This window comes from Modestobacter sp. KNN46-3, from assembly GCF_011039295.1.
This window is the reverse complement of record NZ_JAAKGN010000032.1, coordinates 20724-37667: the sequence shown is the minus strand read 5'-3', so window position 1 is coordinate 37667 and position 16944 is coordinate 20724. Positions and strand designations below refer to the sequence as shown.

General features: G+C 73.2%; 22 protein-coding genes. 14 read left to right on the top strand and 8 right to left on the bottom strand.

What is annotated here, in order from left to right; all coding sequences use genetic code 11:
- On the bottom strand, positions 1-908 hold a 908-nt coding region (locus G5C62_RS09735; RefSeq protein WP_241175807.1), incomplete at its 3' end, for a glycosyltransferase family 39 protein.
- Positions 909-1456: 548 nt separating this feature from the next.
- On the opposite strand from G5C62_RS09735, the gene G5C62_RS09730 reads away from it, so the two are divergent.
- The 4 genes from G5C62_RS09730 (at position 1457) to G5C62_RS09715 (ending at position 5148) form a co-directional block, all read left to right on the top strand.
- On the top strand, positions 1457-1813 hold the full coding sequence (locus G5C62_RS09730) for an MEDS domain-containing protein (RefSeq protein WP_164700815.1): 357 nt from the start codon (positions 1457-1459) through the stop codon (positions 1811-1813).
- A gap of 161 nt (positions 1814-1974) precedes the next feature.
- The gene (locus tag G5C62_RS09725; RefSeq protein ID WP_164700814.1) at positions 1975-2442 is read left to right on the top strand and encodes a hypothetical protein; all 468 of its coding nucleotides are present in this window, start codon (positions 1975-1977) and stop codon (positions 2440-2442) included.
- Positions 2443-2506: 64 nt separating this feature from the next.
- The gene (locus tag G5C62_RS09720) at positions 2507-3499 is read left to right on the top strand and encodes a hypothetical protein (protein WP_164700813.1); all 993 of its coding nucleotides are present in this window, start codon (positions 2507-2509) and stop codon (positions 3497-3499) included.
- 227 nt (positions 3500-3726) lie between these two features.
- Positions 3727-5148, top strand: a complete 1422-nt coding sequence (locus G5C62_RS09715) for an AAA family ATPase (protein WP_164700812.1) — start codon at positions 3727-3729, stop codon at positions 5146-5148.
- 82 nt (positions 5149-5230) lie between these two features.
- Here the strand turns inward: G5C62_RS09715 and G5C62_RS09710 are convergent, their stop codons facing one another.
- The 6 genes from G5C62_RS09710 to G5C62_RS09685 all read right to left on the bottom strand — a co-directional run bounded on the left by G5C62_RS09710 (position 5231) and on the right by G5C62_RS09685 (position 9955).
- A complete protein-coding gene (locus tag G5C62_RS09710; RefSeq protein WP_164700811.1) occupies positions 5231-6157 on the bottom strand; it encodes a cation diffusion facilitator family transporter in 927 nt (308 codons plus the stop codon).
- Positions 6154-6789 (bottom strand): isoprenylcysteine carboxylmethyltransferase family protein, encoded by a 636-nt coding sequence (locus tag G5C62_RS09705; RefSeq protein WP_164700810.1) that lies wholly within the window; start codon positions 6787-6789, stop codon positions 6154-6156. Before G5C62_RS09705 ends, G5C62_RS09710 begins: the two co-directional genes overlap by 4 nt.
- Positions 6790-6794: 5 nt before the next feature.
- A complete protein-coding gene (locus G5C62_RS09700; RefSeq protein ID WP_036337436.1) occupies positions 6795-7571 on the bottom strand; it encodes a cation diffusion facilitator family transporter in 777 nt (258 codons plus the stop codon).
- Positions 7568-7918, bottom strand: a complete 351-nt coding sequence (locus tag G5C62_RS09695; protein ID WP_036337437.1) for a metalloregulator ArsR/SmtB family transcription factor — start codon at positions 7916-7918, stop codon at positions 7568-7570. The genes G5C62_RS09700 and G5C62_RS09695 overlap by 4 nt, the downstream gene beginning before the upstream one ends.
- Before the next feature lie 571 nt (positions 7919-8489).
- Positions 8490-9365 (bottom strand): cytochrome c biogenesis CcdA family protein, encoded by an 876-nt coding sequence (locus G5C62_RS09690; protein WP_206330559.1) that lies wholly within the window; start codon positions 9363-9365, stop codon positions 8490-8492.
- Positions 9362-9955 (bottom strand): TlpA disulfide reductase family protein, encoded by a 594-nt coding sequence (locus tag G5C62_RS09685; protein WP_164700809.1) that lies wholly within the window; start codon positions 9953-9955, stop codon positions 9362-9364. The genes G5C62_RS09690 and G5C62_RS09685 overlap by 4 nt, the downstream gene beginning before the upstream one ends.
- A gap of 169 nt (positions 9956-10124) precedes the next feature.
- Between G5C62_RS09685 and G5C62_RS09680 the strand changes: the two genes are divergently transcribed.
- The 10 genes from G5C62_RS09680 (at position 10125) to G5C62_RS09635 (ending at position 15890) form a co-directional block, all read left to right on the top strand.
- On the top strand, positions 10125-10337 hold the full coding sequence (locus tag G5C62_RS09680) for a hypothetical protein (protein WP_036337441.1): 213 nt from the start codon (positions 10125-10127) through the stop codon (positions 10335-10337).
- The gene (locus G5C62_RS09675; RefSeq protein ID WP_164700808.1) at positions 10334-10522 is read left to right on the top strand and encodes a hypothetical protein; all 189 of its coding nucleotides are present in this window, start codon (positions 10334-10336) and stop codon (positions 10520-10522) included. The genes G5C62_RS09680 and G5C62_RS09675 overlap by 4 nt, the downstream gene beginning before the upstream one ends.
- A gap of 88 nt (positions 10523-10610) precedes the next feature.
- A complete protein-coding gene (locus G5C62_RS09670; RefSeq protein ID WP_164700807.1) occupies positions 10611-11363 on the top strand; it encodes a prolipoprotein diacylglyceryl transferase in 753 nt (250 codons plus the stop codon).
- A gap of 140 nt (positions 11364-11503) precedes the next feature.
- The gene (locus G5C62_RS09665) at positions 11504-11872 is read left to right on the top strand and encodes a BlaI/MecI/CopY family transcriptional regulator (RefSeq protein WP_036337662.1); all 369 of its coding nucleotides are present in this window, start codon (positions 11504-11506) and stop codon (positions 11870-11872) included.
- On the top strand, positions 11869-12828 hold the full coding sequence (locus tag G5C62_RS09660) for a M56 family metallopeptidase (RefSeq protein WP_164700806.1): 960 nt from the start codon (positions 11869-11871) through the stop codon (positions 12826-12828). Before G5C62_RS09665 ends, G5C62_RS09660 begins: the two co-directional genes overlap by 4 nt.
- A gap of 115 nt (positions 12829-12943) precedes the next feature.
- On the top strand, positions 12944-13846 hold the full coding sequence (locus tag G5C62_RS09655; protein ID WP_164700805.1) for a F510_1955 family glycosylhydrolase: 903 nt from the start codon (positions 12944-12946) through the stop codon (positions 13844-13846).
- Complete coding sequence (locus tag G5C62_RS09650; protein ID WP_164700804.1) at positions 13846-14430, top strand: TlpA disulfide reductase family protein; 585 nt, start codon at positions 13846-13848, stop codon at positions 14428-14430. Before G5C62_RS09655 ends, G5C62_RS09650 begins: the two co-directional genes overlap by 1 nt.
- A gap of 171 nt (positions 14431-14601) precedes the next feature.
- On the top strand, positions 14602-15009 hold the full coding sequence (locus tag G5C62_RS09645) for a four-helix bundle copper-binding protein (protein WP_036337447.1): 408 nt from the start codon (positions 14602-14604) through the stop codon (positions 15007-15009).
- Between the two features lie 284 nt (positions 15010-15293).
- A complete protein-coding gene (locus tag G5C62_RS09640; protein WP_164700803.1) occupies positions 15294-15527 on the top strand; it encodes a hypothetical protein in 234 nt (77 codons plus the stop codon).
- Between the two features lie 90 nt (positions 15528-15617).
- On the top strand, positions 15618-15890 hold the full coding sequence (locus tag G5C62_RS09635; RefSeq protein WP_036337449.1) for a hypothetical protein: 273 nt from the start codon (positions 15618-15620) through the stop codon (positions 15888-15890).
- Between the two features lie 63 nt (positions 15891-15953).
- Here the strand turns inward: G5C62_RS09635 and G5C62_RS09630 are convergent, their stop codons facing one another.
- Positions 15954-16742 carry an SCO family protein gene (locus G5C62_RS09630; RefSeq protein WP_206330558.1) on the bottom strand — a complete coding sequence of 263 codons (789 nt, stop codon included), beginning with the start codon at positions 16740-16742 and terminating at the stop codon, positions 15954-15956.
- Positions 16743-16944: the final 202 nt, after the last annotated feature.

Sequence of the window (16944 nt, the reverse complement as noted above, 5' to 3'; positions counted from 1 at the left end):
AGCGCCGGGAGCGCAAGGCCCAGACGAGCGACCGTACCGACTGCGCCAGCCGCGCCCGCCCGCTCCAGGCCGAGTCGCCGACCGGCCGCGGATCCCGCGTCACCGGCACGCTGGCGACCGGCTGCCCGGAGGCGCCGACGGCCAGCACGACGCTGGGGGCGCGCTCGGTGACGACGGTGGCGCGGACAGCCCGTCCCATCGCCAGGAAGGCCCCTGCGTCGGGAGGCAGGCCGGTCAGCCGGGCGGCCGCGCAGCACCAGCGCCGCCAGGACGAAGGCGGCGAGCACGGTCGCGGCGTACCAGTGGGCCAGGCCCATGCCCGCGCCGGCGAGGCCGAACAGCATGAGGCCGGTGGGCGGGTCCTGCAGCCAGCGGGTCAGCCCCAGCAGCGCCCCGCCGGTCGCGAGCACCGCCAGCCCGTAGCTGCGTGCCTCCACCGCCTGCTCCAGCAGCAACGGGCTGCTGGCGACCACCACCCCGGCCAGGACGCCCGTCCCGGTGCCGGCCAACCGGCTGACCGCCCGGGTGATCAGCGCCAGCCCGCCGGCGGCGGCCAGCAGTGACAGCACCCGCAGGGAGGTGTCCCCGCCCAGCCCGGGAAGTGCGCTCCAGGCCCAGGTGACCAGGTAGTAGGGGGCGTTGTAGGACGGCGGCACGTCGACCAGATAGCTCGTGGTGCCCCGGCCCTGGACGACCGCGCTGACGATGGTGCCCAGCGATCGCCGGGAGACCTCCGCGGTGAACAGCTCGTCGAACCACAGCCCGTGGCCGGGGAGCAGGAGCACGGTGCCGAGGGCGAGCAGGAGAGCGGGGGGCAGCACCTCCCACGGTCGCCAGCGCCGGCCGGCAGGCCGCTCGGCGCCGGGTTCGACGCGGGGGCGGATCGTTGCCCCGGCCGCCTGCGTCACGGGTGCACCGTAGCCGGACGGCCGGGGGAGAAGTGAGGGGAGGCTTGCCTCCGGCGACGCCGGGCGGGGGCGAGGCGACCGCAGCACCTCGCCCCTCGCCGTCCCCGTCCTGGCCCGCCGGTCAGACGGCGGGCGATACCGCGCTCGCCGCCACCAGACCGGCGCGCTCCCACACCCGGTCGCGGTCAGCACCTCGGCGCCGTCGCCCCAGGCGCCGATTGAGCAGTTGCATGAGATTGGCACGCGTGGAGTTGCCTGAGCTGCCAAGAGTTGCGCCTTGACAATCTCAGGTCGCGCGTTGCCAAACGCGTGCCGATTGGCACACGCAGCGATTGGCACAAGCAACTCTTGGCACACGCAACCCGCGAGGCGAGGTCCTGGTCCGTGGCGGGGTCGGCTGCGCGGGGCGCTGGCTCCAGCACCCCGTCCGACGGCGCGAGAGCGACCCGTTGCCGTGTCCCCATCGGGGCGCCGAGTAGCGGAACGGAAGTGGGCGTCTACCGCGGTTCCGGGCCGCCCCTGCCCGAGCGCGTCCGGCACGATGGGGGTTGGGAGCCTTGGGCCTAGAGACGACGGGGACACCGAGCGGCAGGTCGGCACGGTGCGGGGCGGCCCGCACACCGACGGCGATCATCACGTTCCGCGGGCTGGCCGAGCAGGCCGGCCTTGGTCGGCGGATCCGGGTGGTCGGCGAGGTCGACTTCGGCACCACCGACGCTGACTGGCACGAGTGGCAGCGGTATGAGGCGGTCATCAACTCCGCCTTCGCCGCCTCGCCGCTGTGGGGATTGTGCGTGATGAGCACCGCGCTGCCCGAGCCGGTGCTGACCGCTGTCCGACGGACCCATCCGCAGCTGCTCGGCGCCGCAGGCCGGGCGGCCAACCCCGACTACGTCGACCCGTAGCCCCACCCACCTACCGTGTGGGTCAGCGGCCTGGCCTTCTTGTCAGCTGCTTCCGATGGCGCACCGTCAAGGGCATGTGCTGGCCTTCGCGCGCGGCGCATCAGCAGCGTCCTCCTCAGTCCGGGCCGCACGCCACCAGTACTCGCGGCCGGTCTGCACTGTTGCGCCGACTGGCGCTGGCCGAGCGGGATGTCCTAGCGCTGTGCCAGGCCGGCATCGGCGATCCCACCCTCACCCCCCCTGCTCACCTGGCCGAGCTACGGGACCGGCTGCGTGCGTGCACCACCGCGCCCACGCTCGACCCCGACCTTCGTCCGCGGCGATCGGGCAACGGCTACGGCGGCGTCGTGCTGCGTGATCCGTTCCGCCCCCCGGCCGGCGAGAACGCGGATGACGTGCCGGACCCCTACCGCCCGCAGGAGACCTGGCGGGTCTTCGCCGGCTACATCACCCGACACAGCGACGACGGGATCCGGTGTTGGGCCGACCCGGAGTTCGATCTGGAGGAGTGGCTCGTCAGCCTGTTGCAGGCCGTCGGCGCATGCGTGCCCACCGAGATGGCCCGTGCGCGCAGCCGACACCGGGCGACCTGCAGCGCGACCGTGCAAGCGAGAGGCCCGCACGCCTGACCTGTGGGTCACACGACCGTTGCCAGTGCCGTGGAGGGCGGCGGCGCTGCGTAGATCCAGGCCCGTGTACGACAGCGTCACCACGTGGCGGCTCTACTCGGCCGAGCAGAGTATTCGGCTGGGGCAGCCTCTGACCGACGTCACTGCCGCCCGGGGTCTCGTGCGCCGGGTGGAGCGGTCAGCGTGGTGGCGGGACAACGTCGCCTACGACGTCCGAGTGGGCGTGCGGCTCGGAGGATGCGAGGCCGATGGGTGGGTCAGCTCGTTCGCGCGCCCGGGCGGCCTGGGGCAGTCCACGTCGTGGACCATCAGCCTGCACCCCTCGATGCTCAACGACATGATCGTGTTCCACGAGCTGGCGCACTGCATCGCACCCCGCTGGCAGCACTCCGGCCGGCCGCGCCGGAGCGGGGAGCTGTCCAACCACATCCGGTGCTCCGCACACGGTCCGGGGTTCGCCGCGGCGTCGGCCGAGCTGGCCGGGCAGTTCGGGACCGTCGAGCATCACGACGAGCTCCGCGTGGCCTACCACCACTTCCAGGTCCCGGTCCTGGCGTGGGAGGAGTACCTCGCTGCGGTGCAGGGCAGCCTGCTGGCCGAGCGGGACATCGTCGAGATGCACCGGGAGGTCGACGAGCTGTTCTCCAGCCAGCCATCCACCCGCTCAGGGAGCGTCCCACAGTGGACGTGGGGCGACCGGCTCCGCAGCGTGCGGGGCAGCGCCGGCACCGGCCCGCGCCGTGGCATGAGCCGGGAGCACCTGGCCCAGCTGGTCTCGCGGGTGGAGCGGTGCTCACCGCGCGACGTGCAGCGCCTGGAGGCTGCCGCGCACCTGCCCGAGGATCCACGGCTGCGCCGGCTCGGCATGTGCATGGCCGTCGCCTTGGGCTTCGACCCGATCTACGCCCGCTTCCAGCTGGGGCTGGCGCGGTGGGACTGCGACGTGGAACTGGATGAGCTGGCGGCGATCAACCCCGAGTGGGTGCAGCTCGTGGAGACGATGAACGCCCAGCTGGCGGCACGACCACCCCGCTGGGCAGTCGACGGGGACCGGTGAGGTCGCTGCCGTCGTCGCCGGCTGCTACCCGCACCCGCCGTGAAGCGCGGGGAGCTGGTCCGCGGGCCCGGCGGGGCAGCATTCGCTGACCATTGGTCGACAGAGCTGCTGACCGTTGCTCCCGGCTGCTGGCGCTGCTTCCAGTGGTCCGCCAGACCCCGGACGGACTATCGCTCGAGGATACTATCCTGAAGGATAGTATCCTTCCAGGGTAGGCAGGTGGCGGCATGGGCGTCTTCATCGGGCGGGACGAGCAGCTGCGGCTGCTGGACCGCCAGCTCGATCTGGTCCGCGCCGGCGGCGACCGGCCGGGCCGTGCGCTGCTGGTCCGCGGCCGTCGCCGGGTGGGCAAGTCCCGGCTGATCGAGGAGTTCATCGAGCGGGCCGGGGTGTCGCACGTGTACTTCACCGCCTCGATGCAGTCGCCGGCCGAGGAGTTGCGGCTGTTCGCCCAGGAAGTCGCCGACTCCGACCTCCCCGGTGCGGAGACCTTCGCCGGTGTCGTCCCGGGCACCTGGGAGGCCGCGCTGCGGTTGCTGGCCACCGCCGTGCCGACCGATGGGCCGAGCATCGTCGTGATCGATGAGCTGCCGTACCTGACCGGCGCTGACACGGCGTTCGAGGGCACGCTGCAGAAGGTGTTCGACCGGGTCATCGCCCGCCACCCGGCGCTGCTCATCGGCGTCGGCTCGGATCTGGCGATGATGGAGGCGCTCAACGAGTACGGCCGCCCCTTCCACCAGCGCGCTACCGAGATGGTCGTGCCGTCGCTGAGCCCCCGGGAGGTCGGCGCCATGCTCGATCTCGACCCGGCTGCCACCTTCGATGCCTACCTCGTCACCGGCGGCCTGCCGCTGATCTGCCAGGAGTGGCCCCGTGGCCTGTCCCTGTGGGAGTACCTCGAGGGGGCACTGTCGCATTCCACATCGGCGCTGCTGGTCAGCGGCGAACGGGCACTGACCGCCGAGTTCCCCACTGAGACCCAGGCCCGGCGTGTGCTGTCGACGATCGGTTCGGGCGAGCGCACCTTCACGACGATTGGGCGGAAGGCCGGCGACCTTCCCCAGCCGTCCCTGAATCGGTCGCTGACGCTGCTGCGCAGCAAGCGCGTCGTGGCCGCCGACATCCCGCTGTCGACCGCAGCCTCCCGGGAGACCCGCTACCGGGTCGCGGACCCCTACCTGCGGTTCTGGCTCAGCTTCCTCGGCCCGCACCTCGCCGAGATCGACCGCGGCCGCGGCGACCGGGTGCTCGGGCGCATCCAGTCCGCGTGGACCTCCTGGCGCGGCCGCGCCATCGAACCGGTCATCCGGGAGACCCTGTCCCGGCTGCCGGCCGAAGCCCGCGGCGGGGCCGGCGGCGTCGTCGGCGGCTTCTGGACCCGCACCCACAAAACCGAGATCGACCTGGTCATCGCCGACCGCGAGCCGGTCGCCCAGCGCATCCAGGCAGTCGGCTCCATCAAGTGGCTGGAGAACCAGCCGTTCGACGATCGCGACTTCGCAGCACTGGTCACCCACCGCGGCCAGCTGCCGGGGGCGTCGGCCAGCACCCCACTGCTGGTGGTGTCCCGCTCCGGAACGACGTTCGAGGGCGTCCCGGTGCTGGGGCCCGAGCAGCTACTCGACGGCTGGCGCCGACCCCACTGACCCCACCGGCGGCGAAGACATCGCCGGGTGCCCGGCCCGCCGCAGTGCGATCGACGACCGCCCTGGGGTGGACGTACGCCGGTCAGTCGTGGGCGACGAGCTCGTGGTCGGCGTGCGTGGCGGCCTCCAGCTGGAAGGTCGAGTGCTCGACGCTGATGTCGAAGTGCTCGGCGAGGCAGGCCTGCAGTCGGTCGAGCACCTGCGGGGCGTGCCCGTCGTAGAAGCAGGAGTCCTCCACGACGACGTGCGCGGTGAGCACCGGCAGCCCGGTGGTGATCTGGGAGGCGTGCAGGTCGTGGACCTCCAGCACGCGGGGTTGGGCGAGCAGGTGGGTGCGCACGGCGTCCAGATCGAGTCCCGGTGGGGCGCTCTCCAACAGCACCGACACCGTTTCGCGCAGCAGCTTGAGCGTGCGCGGCACGATGAGCGCGACGATCACCAGGGAGGCGATCGCGTCGGCCTGCTGCCATCCGGTGAGCGCGATGACGGCGGCGGAGACCAGCACCGCGACCGAGCCCAGCGCGTCGTTGACGACCTCGAGCAGCGCCGCGCGCATGTTGACGCTGCCCTCGCGGGCGCCGCCGCGGGTGAGCACCAGGATGCCGATGATGTTGGCGGCGAGGCCGAGCGCGCCGAAGACCAGCACGGAGGTGGAGGCCACCTCGGTCGGCTCGAACAGCCGGCCGACGGCCTCGATGCAGATCCAGCTGCCGACGGCCAGCAGCACGGCGGCCTGCAGGGTGGCGCCGAGCACCTCGGCCCGCCGGTACCCCCAGGTGCGCCGGGCCGTGGCCGGGCGCAACGCCAAGGTGGCCGCAAGCAGTGCGATGACCAGGCCGGCGGCGTCGGTGGCGGCGTGCGCGGAGTCCGCGGCGAGCGCCAGGGATCCCGAGACCAGCGCGCCGACCAGTTGCAGGACGAGCACGCTGACGGTCAGGGCGAGCACGATGAGCAGGCGGCGGCGGTCGGCTCCGGCCCCGCCGTGCGCGTGGTCGTGTCCGGCGCTCATCTGGTGCTCCTTCCCTGGGAGGCGAGAGGGGCCGCCGCGGTGAGACGTCCGACGCCGGGCAGGAACCGGCCGGTCCGCTCGGCGTAGGCGGCGTACGTCCCGCCGTGGACGGTGCGCAGGTAGGGCTCCTCCACGGACCGGACCTGCAGCTGGATCGCGGCCACCAGCGCGACCACCGCCAGGATGCTCACCCAGGTCGGGACCATGAGCACCACACCGGCCTGGGCGACGGTCATCGCCGTGAAGATCGGGTTGCGGACGTGGGCGAACACGCCCGTGGTGACCAGATCGGTGCGCTCGCCCGGGTCGACACCGATCCGCCAGGAGGCACCCATGCCGGTCTGCCCGGCCAGCGTCGCGGCGAACCCGGCCAGGGCCAGCACCAGCCCGGCCAGCTGCACGGCGGCTGGCGCGGCGGCGGGAACGACGCCGAGGACGGCCAGCAGCAGGCCGGCCAGCCCGGCGACCAGGGCAGCGAGGAACAGGACCCCGCCCCACCAGCCGGCCTGCGCCGGCGTGCCGGAGATCCCGTGGAAACCGGCCGAGCCGGTGCGGCGGTACTGGACCGCCGACCGGACACCGAACAGCACGACGAGCGCCACGACGTAGAGAACGAGTGCGGCGGTGGTCATCGGAGCTACTCCCGGGGCGTGATGGTCAGGGTCTGCGGTGCCGGCGCATCGTGGGCACAGCACGCGTCGCTGCAGCCGTCACCGCAGCAGCCCGACCCGCCGGCACTCCCCGCGTCGTGTCCGTCGGCCCCCGGTCGGGACGGCGCGCAGCAGCCCTCGCCCCGCCACGCCTGCACCGCTTCGCGGGCGGCGACGGCCGCAATCACCAGGCCGGCGACCGGATCGGCCCAGCTCCACCCGAGGGCCGCGTTCAAGATCAGGCCGATGGCGACGGCCGCTGAGAGCCAGGCACACAGCGCGGTCTGCGTGCCGTCGGCCACGACGGCGTCCGAGCCCAGCGCTCGCCCGGTGCGCCGCTGCGCCCAGGACAGGAACGGCATGACGATCAACGAGGCGACCGTCAGCGCGATCCCGACCGGCGAGGCCTCGGGCTCGGCGCCGGCGGCCAGCGCCCGCACCGACTCCACGCCAACGACCACCGCCAGCGCGGCGAATGCCACCGCCATCGCCCGCTGCGCAGCCCGCTCCCGGGTCTCGGGCAGCCGGTGGGAGAACTGCCACAGGACGATCAGCCCGCTGGACACCTCGATGATGCTGTCGGCGCCGAAGCCGACCAGCGCCACCGACCCGGCGACCAGCCCCGCGGTGATCGCCACGACCGCTTCCACCGCGTTGTAGGACACACTGACGCCGGCCAGCAGCCGCGCGCGGCGGCCGAGCCGGGCCCGCTCGGTGACGGGCAGGCCCGCGGGTGCGGGGGCATGGGCGTGGGCGGCGCTCATCGGGCCACCGCCTCGCCGGTCACGGCGCTCAGCAGCCGGTGCCCGACATCGGTGAGCCGGTACATGACCAGCTTCCCTTGCCGCTGGGACTGGGCAAGGCCTGCTCCGCGCAGCACGCCGCAGTGGTGGCTGACTGTCTTCTCCGGCAGCTCGGTGACCCAGGCGAGATCGCACACGCACAGCTCGGCCAACCCCAGTGCCGCAGCGATCCGGAGTCGCGTCGGGTCGGCCAGCGCCTTGGCCCGCGTTGCTTGCGCGCGGGCCTGCTCCTGCCCGGTCAGCCGGGCACGGACGGCCTCGGCCTGCGCCAGGTCCAGGCACAGCAGGTCGCAGCTGTCGTCGGTCATCGGTCCTCCATCTTCGCCGCGAGCCTGACGTCTCATCCCAACACACCAACGGCCATTGGGACGACACGCATCGAGCGCACGGATCCGCAGTTGATGTCGGCGGCACCGAGCAGGTCGGTCAGCTGTGCCAGCGTCACCTCGAGCGCGTCCGCCGGCGCGGTCTCGGTCTCCCCCCTCCCGCGGGGTGCCGGCCACCGGCCCGATCCCGATGGTGTGCCACCCGGTGAGGACGGCCCGTTCGGTCTCGGTGCAACCACGACCGGGGCGCCGCGTCGGACGACAGAGACCACCCCGCCTTCCGCGCGGTCCAGGGTCCGCGCCAGTGGTCGCGAGTCCTGAACTGATGGGTCAGCTGAAAGCCCGCACTGGCCAGGCCCCGGGAGAGGGGGTCACGTTCAGCGACGGTCCCAGTGGTGCCACTGGACCGTCGGCATCTCGACTGGCGCTCGTCGGCGCGTTCCAAGGCGCTTGCCGTTGGGCTGCGCCCGAGCTCGATGAGCATGCTTGTTCGGCGGAGATGCCGGGGTGGCCGGCGATCGGTACGTCGGCGTCGGCCAGGTCGGCATGGAAGTCACACGATCGAGGTGCCGAGCCCGGTGGCGCCCAGCCACGCTCGCAGCCAGATCATCAACGCCTCCCACCAGCCGGTGACCAGCAGGATCCCGAGCAGGATGAGCAGTGTGCCCCCGACTCGCATGACGGTGGGGGCGTGGCGGCGTGCGAGGGCGGAGAAGGTCAGTGCGCGGCGGGCGCCGAGGGCGACGAGGACGAAGGGGACGCCCAGGCCCAGGCAGTAGGCGGCGGCGAGGATCGCGCCGCGGCCGGCCGAGGCCTGGGTGTAGGCCAGCGTGTTGACCGCGGCCAGGGTCGGGCCGAGGCAGGGCGTCCACCCGAGCCCGAACACGACGCCCAGCAGCGGCGCGCCGGCCAGCCCCGCCGGGGGACGTCGGTGGATGCGTCGTTCCCGCATCAGCCACGGCAGGACGCCGAGGAACGACAGGCCCATCGCGATGACGACCACACCGGCGACCCGGGTGAGCACCGGGGACCACTCCAGCAGCAGCCGGCCCAGGCCGCCGAAGAGGGCGCCGAAGGAGATGAACACGGCGCTGAACCCGGCGATGAACAGCAGCGATCCGGCCAGCACCCGGCCGCGGCCGGCAGCTGCCGCGGCGGCGGGAGGCGAGCTGTCCGCAACGGCCTCTGTGTCGTTCTCGGTGGCGCAGCCGGGTGCTGGCGTCCCCGGCGCCCCTGTTGGGACCCGGACCCGGCCGGCGGTGGCCTGGGATCCGGTGAGCCCGGCGACGTAGCTGACGTAGCCGGGGATCAGCGGCAGGCAGCAGGGGGAGGCGAAGCTGATCAGCCCGGCCAGGGCGGCCACCGCCATCGCCAGTAGCAGCGAGCCGTCGGTGACGACGTCGGCGAAGGTGGTGCCGAGGTCGCTCACGCCCGGTCCTCGGCCAGGAGGAGCTCGACGGCGGTGCGTAGGTCATCGCCGCGGACCTGGCCGGTGTAGACGGCGGCCACCCGCCCGGTGCGGTCGAGCAGGACCGTGGAGGGCACCACGTTGGCCGGGAAGCCGCGGAAGGCCATCGCCACCTCACCGCGCGGGTCGAACACCGACGGGTAGGCCACCCCCAGCTCCTCGACGAAGGCGACTGCCAGCTGCCGCTGGTCCTTGACGTCGATGCCGAGGAACTGGACCCCGCGGTCGGCGACGTCGGCGTGCACGGCCTGGAACTCCGGGGTCTCCACCCGGCAGGGCACGCACCACGACCCCCAGAAGTTGATCACCGCGACGTCCCCGGCAAGGGAAGAGGAGTCGAACGGGCTGCCGTCCAGCAGCTCACCGGAGAAGGCCGGCGCCGGCGCCCGCCGGCCCTCGGCGATCACCGTCGCCGCCGGCGTCGGCTCGGTGAACTCGTACTCCTGGGTGGCCGCAGCGCCACCGCCCTCCCCGGCGGAACAACCGGCCAGCGCCCCAGCGGCTACCCCGGCGGCCAGCAACAAAGTCCGGCGGCTGAACGGCCGGCTCATCGACGCCTCCGCGGCCGAACCGTCGTGACCGAGCCCGAACGCCTGCGACGGCGAGCCGTGCGACAGAAATGCTCCCTCACCACGAGACCTACTATGACAGGTAGCAGCAGGCGTCTACTATCGACCGTAGTGGTTCGCCGTCGGGGCGTCCCGCATCCCTGGAGGGCCGATGTCCGAGCTGCTCTACCTGCTGGCGCTGCTGGCCTGCCCGATCGGCATGGGCGCGATGATGTGGATGATGAACCGCGGCCACAGGTCGCGGCCGCAGGCGACCGAGGACAAGCAGATCGAGCTCGCCGGCCTGCGCGCCGAGATCGACCAGCTGCGCGCCGAGCGCTCCGATGCCGGTGGGCACCCGCGGCTGGCCGAGCCGCGCCGATGAGCGAGTGGGTGGTACCGGTCCTCGTCCTCGCCGTGGCCCTGGCCGTGGCCTATCGGTGCTGCCTGCGGCCGCTGCGCAGCGGAGCCTGCCACCTCAGCCCGACCAGAGATCGGGCTGGGATCGAGGGTCTGGACCGGCAGCTGCGCCAGGCGCGCGCTGAGCGGGACCAGCTGCGCGCCCGGTAGTCCAACCCCCCGGCTTCCGGTGAGGGCGCCGGGTGCCCCGCGCGATCGTCGGGCCGCCCGGGACTTCCAGTACCAGAGGAATCGATCGGTGAGACCGATCCTGTTCGAGGTCTTCGGCTTCCCCATCCACAGCTATGGGGTCAGCAAGGCCGCCGCCGCCCTGGTCGCCGGCTACCTGCTGGCCCGGGAGTTCCGCCGCCTGAACTGGGAGCCCGACCGTGCCTGGTCCATCGTGGCGACCGCCACGGTCGTCGGGTTCGCCGGGGGCAAGCTGTACTTCCTGGCCGAGCACGCCGACAACCTGTCGGCGCATTCCTTCGGGGGCTCGGGGTTCACCTGGTACGGCGGCCTGATCGCCGGCGCCGCCACGGTGATGGTGATGGCCCGCCGCTACCGGCTGCCGCTGGCGCAGCTGGCCGGTGTGGCGGCCGCACCGCTGTCGGTTGCCTACGGGATCGGCCGGATCGGCTGCTTCCTGGCCGGGGACGGCTCCTACGGTCAGCCCTCGGACCTGCCGTGGGCGACCGCGTTCCCCAACGGCATGGTGCCCACGGTGGTGCCGGTGCATCCGGCGTCCCTGTACGAAGCCGCCGCCGCACTCGCCGTCGGCGGGCTGCTGTGGGCGCTGCGAACTCGGTGGTCACCGCTGGCCGTCGTGGGGCTGTACGCGGTGCTCAGCGGAACGGCGCGGTTCCTGGTGGAGGAGATCCGGATCAACCCCGAGGTACTGGTCAGGTTGACCCAGCCGCAACTGTGGTCGGCACTGCTCGTCGTGGGCGGCGCGGCCCTGCTGGTCGCCTCCTCAGCGCGTCGAGTCCGTCCTGCCCCCGTGCCCGGGTGACCCGATCGGGTGGTCGGCGCGGCGGCCTCGCCCACTACGTGCGGTAGTACTGTGGCCGGAAGTTCCGCCGACGTCGGCGGGTTGCCCAGGCGACACGGTGCAGCACCCGGTCGTGCGCTGGAACGGTGATGGAGGTGGCGATGCGACCCTTCGGCGAGCTGGAAGCCGCGGTCATGGACGTTCTGTGGCGACGTGGGACCCCGGCGACGGTGCGCGAGGTCCTCGAGGAGCTGAACACGACCCGGTCGCTGGCCTACACCACGGTGATGACCGTGTGCTCGAACCTGGCCGGCAAGGGCGCGCTGCGGCGGGAGATGGAAGGCCGCGGCTGGCGGTACAGCCCCACCCGCACCCGGGCCGAGCACTCCGCGGTGCAGCTGCGTGACGTGCTCGGCGCGGCCGGGGACCGCGACGAGGTCCTCATGCACTTCGTCGCCGATCTGGACCCCGAATCGGTCGCGAGCCTGCGCAGTGCGGTCGAGGCCGCCCGGCAGGCGAAGAACGCGTGACCACCGCGGTCGGGCTGCTCGCCTTCGCCGCGGTCATGGCGGTGCTGGCGCCGCGGGCGCTGGGTGCCGGCTGGTCGGCGCGGTCTCCACGGCTGGCGCTGGCCGCATGGCTGGCGGCCTCGGCCGGGGTCCTGGTCTCGGTGGTGCTGGCCGGGTTGACGCTGCTGGTGCCGGCGACCGCGGTCAGCCAGGGACTGGCCGCGATCCTCGACGCCTGCGCGATGACGATCGCCGGGGTGTACCGCTCACCCGGACAGCTGGCCGCCGTGCTCACCGGCGTCGCGCTCACCGCCGGCACGCTGCTGCGCCTGGGCTGGGTGGCAGTCGGCGACATGAGGCGCACCCGCCGGGAACGCCACCGGCTGCACGCCGCCATCGCCACCGGCGCACGCACCGAGCCGTCCCTGGGTGCGGCGGTGCTGGACTCCGACCGGCCGGCCGCGTTCTGCTTGCCCGGGCGGCGCCGCAGCGTCGTGGTGACCACCGCCGCCCTCGATGCGCTCACCGGCGACGAGCTCGCCGCCGTGCTCGCCCACGAGCGGGCCCACCTGCGCGGCCGTCACCACCTGGCCGCGGGCGCGGTGCGAACCCTCGAGCGAGCCTTCCCCGGTGTGCCGCTGTTCACCCAGGGCCGGGCGGAGGTCGAGCGGCTGGTCGAGCTGCTCGCCGACGACGCCGCCGCCCGGCGCGTGGACCGGGTCGAGGTCGCCTCCGCGCTGGTGACCCTCGCCGGCATGCGTGCTCCGGCCGCTGCACTGCCGGCCGCCCAGGGTGCCGGTGCGTTCCGGGTGACCCGGCTCCTGCGCCCGGGCGCCCCACTGGGCCTGCTGGCCCGGCTGAGTGCCGGGTTTGCCGTCGTCGCGGTGGTGACCGGGCCGGTGGCGCTGGCCGCGTGGCCGCTCGCTGATGCGGTGGCCAGTGGCCTGTGCCTGCTCCCTGGGGCCGACTGGGTCTGACCGGCGGCTGGCCGCACCGTCTACTATGGACGGTAGTAAGCACTGTCCGGCCCTTGGGGAACTGATGCTGTCGTCCGTCCTGCCCGTCCACACCACCCGTTCGACCCGACCCGGGATGCCGGGCCGCAGCTCACGGCGCTGGAACGCACTGGGCGTGGCCGCGGCCGGCGCGCTGCTCCTCGCCGGCTGCGGCACCGACGGCGAGGCTGCCGCCGGCGAGGCTGCCGGCGGTGAGACCCACAGTCACGAGGGCGACGCGCATGCCTCCGGCGAAGAGGTCACCCTCGAGCACGTGCACGGCCTCGGCGTCGACCCCGGCGACGGGGAGCTGTACGCCGGCACCCACTACGGGCTGGTGCGCATCTCCGAGAGCGGGGAGCTGACCCGGATCGCTGACCGGGTGCAGGACTTCATGGGCTTCACCGTTGCCGGCCCGCAGCACTACCTGGCCAGTGGCCACCCCGGCGCCGGACAGGGCGGGCCGGGCAACCTCGGCCTGATCGAGACCACCGACGGCGGCCAGACCTGGGAGACGCTGTCACTGGCCGGCGAAGCCGACTTCCACGCCCTGGACGCCGCCGACGGCACGATCTACGGCTACAGCGGCGGCCAGCTGCTCGTCAGCGAGGACGGCGAGGAGTGGGCCGACCGCGGTGACATGCGCATCGCCGACCTGGCCGCCGACCCGGCCGACCCCCAGCGGGTGCTGGCCACCACCGAGGCCGGTCTGGTGGTCAGCGAGGACGCCGGGGGGACGTTCACCGCCGTTGAGGGTGCGCCGCTGATGGTGCTGGTCGACATCGCCGCCGACGGGGGACAGGCCGCCGGGGTGGCTCCCGACGGCACGGTCTTCAGCAGCACCGACGCCGGGGAGACCTGGGCCGAGGCCGGGAACGTCGGCGGCGCGCCGGCGGCGCTGACCGTCGAGGAGAACGAGGTCTACGTCGCCGTGGACGGTGCGGTGCTGGCCTCGACCGACGGCGGTGCGACCTTCACCGAGCTCTACCGGGAGCGCTGATGGCGGTCCGGCTGGCCGGCGGGCTGCTCGCAGCCACCCTGCTGGCCGGCTGCACTACCGGACAGCAGGGTGCGCCGGATCGGGAGTCCGCGGCCGGAGAGGCAGCGCCGGCCGCACCGGCCTGCGAGCAGCTCCCCGAGCGGCCGGCGGAGGCCGACCAGCTGCCCGCGCTGACCCTGCCGTGCCTGGGGCCAGGTCCCGACGTGGCCCTGGACCGGCTGACCGGCCGACCGACCCTGGTCAACCTGTGGGCGACCTGGTGCGGCCCGTGTCGGGAGGAGATGCCGCTGCTGCAGGACGCCCACGCCCGCCACGGCGAGCAGATCCGGTTCCTGGGTGTCGACGTTCAGGACGATCCCGAAGCTGCCCGGTCGTTCCTGGCCGAGCTCGGGGTCGGCTATCCGCACGCCGTCGACGCCGACGGGGAGCTGCTGCGCGAGCTCGGCGGCCGTGGGCTCCCGATCACCCTCGCAGTGGACGCCGAGGGGCGCGTTCTCGAGCAGGTGATGGGGCAGCTGAGCGCCGAGGAGCTGGAGCGGCTGACCGACACGCTGCTCTCCTCTGACTCACCCGGCGGTTCGTGACCGCGCCGCCTGCAGGTGTGCGTCGCCGCAGCCGGCCCCCCACCGCCAGGCGGCGAGGAACATGTCGAACTGCTGTTCTCCGTACGACTGCACGGGTATGCCGACGCCATCGGCGTCAGTCCCGGCCGGCGGCGTGAGCCGGCCGGCGCCGCGCAAGACCCAGGAGTTCCCATGACCGTGGCCGCCCAGATGCTCGACACGTACCCGAAGGACCTCGGTGGGGTGGACAAGCAGAAGCTGCTGGAGTGCATCGAGGCGTGCTTCGAGTGCGCCCAGGCGTGCACCGCCTGCGCCGACGCCTGCCTGTCCGAGGACATGGTCGTCGAGCTGACCAAGTGCATCCGCACCAACCTCGACTGTGCCGACGTCTGCGCAACGACCGGGCGGGTGCTGTCCCGGCACACCGGCTACGACGCCAACCTGACCCGCGCGGTCCTCGAGGCGTGTGCCGCCGCCTGCAAGGCGTGTGGGGACAACTGCAGCGAGCACGCCGAGATGCACGAGCACTGCCGGGTCTGCGCCGAGGCCTGCCGTCGCTGCGAGGCCGCCTGCCGCGACCTCATCAGCTCCCTGGGCTGACGCCGGCCCTCCGGGCGTCGAGCAGGGGGGCCTCCAGCAGGGCCTCCTGGCTCGCGTCTGCAGTCGCACCACCGATCACGCCCGGCCGCAGGTGGCCAGGGCCACCTGCGGCCGGGCGTGATCGGTCACGGGGTAGCGAGGTCGCAGCACGACACCGCTGAGAACGACGACGACCTGACTGAACGCACGTCCGCCGATGCTGCCGTGCACCCGCGCTGCCGTCCCGACCGAGGTACTATGGAAGGTAGTAGTTTGACAGGTCGACGCAAGCGAAGGAGTGGATCATGGTCAGGTCGCTGGTGGTAGCCGTGCTGGTCGCCGGAGGAGTCGCCGTCCCCGCCGGGGTCGCCCAGGCGCACCCGGGCAGCGGCGGGCAGTCGCAGGGCCCAGGGATGGCGCAGATGCACGAGCTGATGGAGCAGGGGAACCCCGGCATGGCGCGGATGCACGAGCTGATGCAGGCCGAGAATCCCGGCATGGCGCAGATGTGCGAGCGGATGCACGCCGACGCCGATTAGGCCTGATCCGCACCAGGGGCCAGTGGTCACCGAACATCTGCCGCCGGGCGCTCGCAGCGAGCTCCCGGCGGCCCGAGGGAAGGACAACCGATGGGCGACGGCGGCACGATGATGGGCACGATGATGGGCGGCTGGATGCTGCTGTGGGCCTTGCTCGGGCTCGCCGTACTCGTCCTGGCGGCGCTGGGTGGAGTCTGGTTGGCCCGCCGACTCGGCCGGGATCGGGACGAGCAGACCCGCGGCACGTCCGGGCCCTCGGATGCGGCTCCCGGCGCCCAGGAGCTGCTCCGTCGGCGCTATGCCGCCGGCGAGATCGACCGTGAGGAGTACCTGCGCACGCAGCGAGACCTCGCCGAGGGCTGACCGTTCCCGGCGGGAGCCTCCACATCGCCGGCGCCGGTTGACTCGGTTGGCGCCCGGGCGGGGTCAGCCGGCGGCGGCCAGGCGGCTGAGGTCCTCGGCGTACTGGCCCGGCGTCGTTCCGCCGGTGTAGATGACTGCCTGACCGCCGGGGCCCCAGACGTACACGGTGCCGGCGTGGTCGACGCCGTAGTCGCCGTGCGTGTGCCCGTCTGGCTCGTGCGCCTCCTCTGCTTCGTGCACCTCCTCCGCCTCGTGCGCCTCCTCCGCATTGCCGTCCTCGACGTCGTGGGGGTGGACGATCGCCGTCGACGGGTCGGCGATTTCAGCGCTCTCAGGCAGGTGCAGCTCGGTCAGCACGGTGGCGGTGGCCTCGGTGCCGCCAATGAGCCCGGTGAACGCCGGATCGAAGCGGCCCAGCCACTCGCTCAGCAGCTGCGGGGTGTCCCGGGCCGGGTCTTCGGTCACGAACACCACCTGCACCCGGTCACGGACCTCCGGCGCCAGCATGTCCCGGGCGAGGGCGAGGTCGGCCATCGTCGTCGGGCACAGGTCCGGGCAGTGGGTGTAGCCGAAGAACAGCACCGTGACCTCGTCGGCCGGCCGGTCGCCGAGGTCGAACAGCTCCCCGCCGGTCGTGGGCAGCACCAGCTCCGGGCGCGGTGGTGCCGGGTCCAGCCGCGTGCCGTGGAAGCCGTCCTCGGCACCGCTGACGGTCACCTCAGCACCGCTGATGGTCACCCCGGCCCCGGAGACGGCATCGCCCTGCGAGGTCTCCTCGCCGCAGCCGGCCAACACCAGCCCGGCTGTCACCACGACCACGCCGATTGCGGCGCGACCTGACACTGTGCGCACCAGACCTCCTGAGCTTGCTGACCGGGATGAGCGCCGGCCCCACACTACTACCGAGCATCGTAGTCGCTGGCGGGTGTGTGCCCGCGCCGACGGTCGGGGTCACCCCCGCAGCCCCCGGCCGCACCTCCTGACCCCCAGCTGCGGACCAGGGGGCGCTGGCCACGCATGTAGGCCGCGCGGCCGGCGTCGTTGCGCGCGCCGT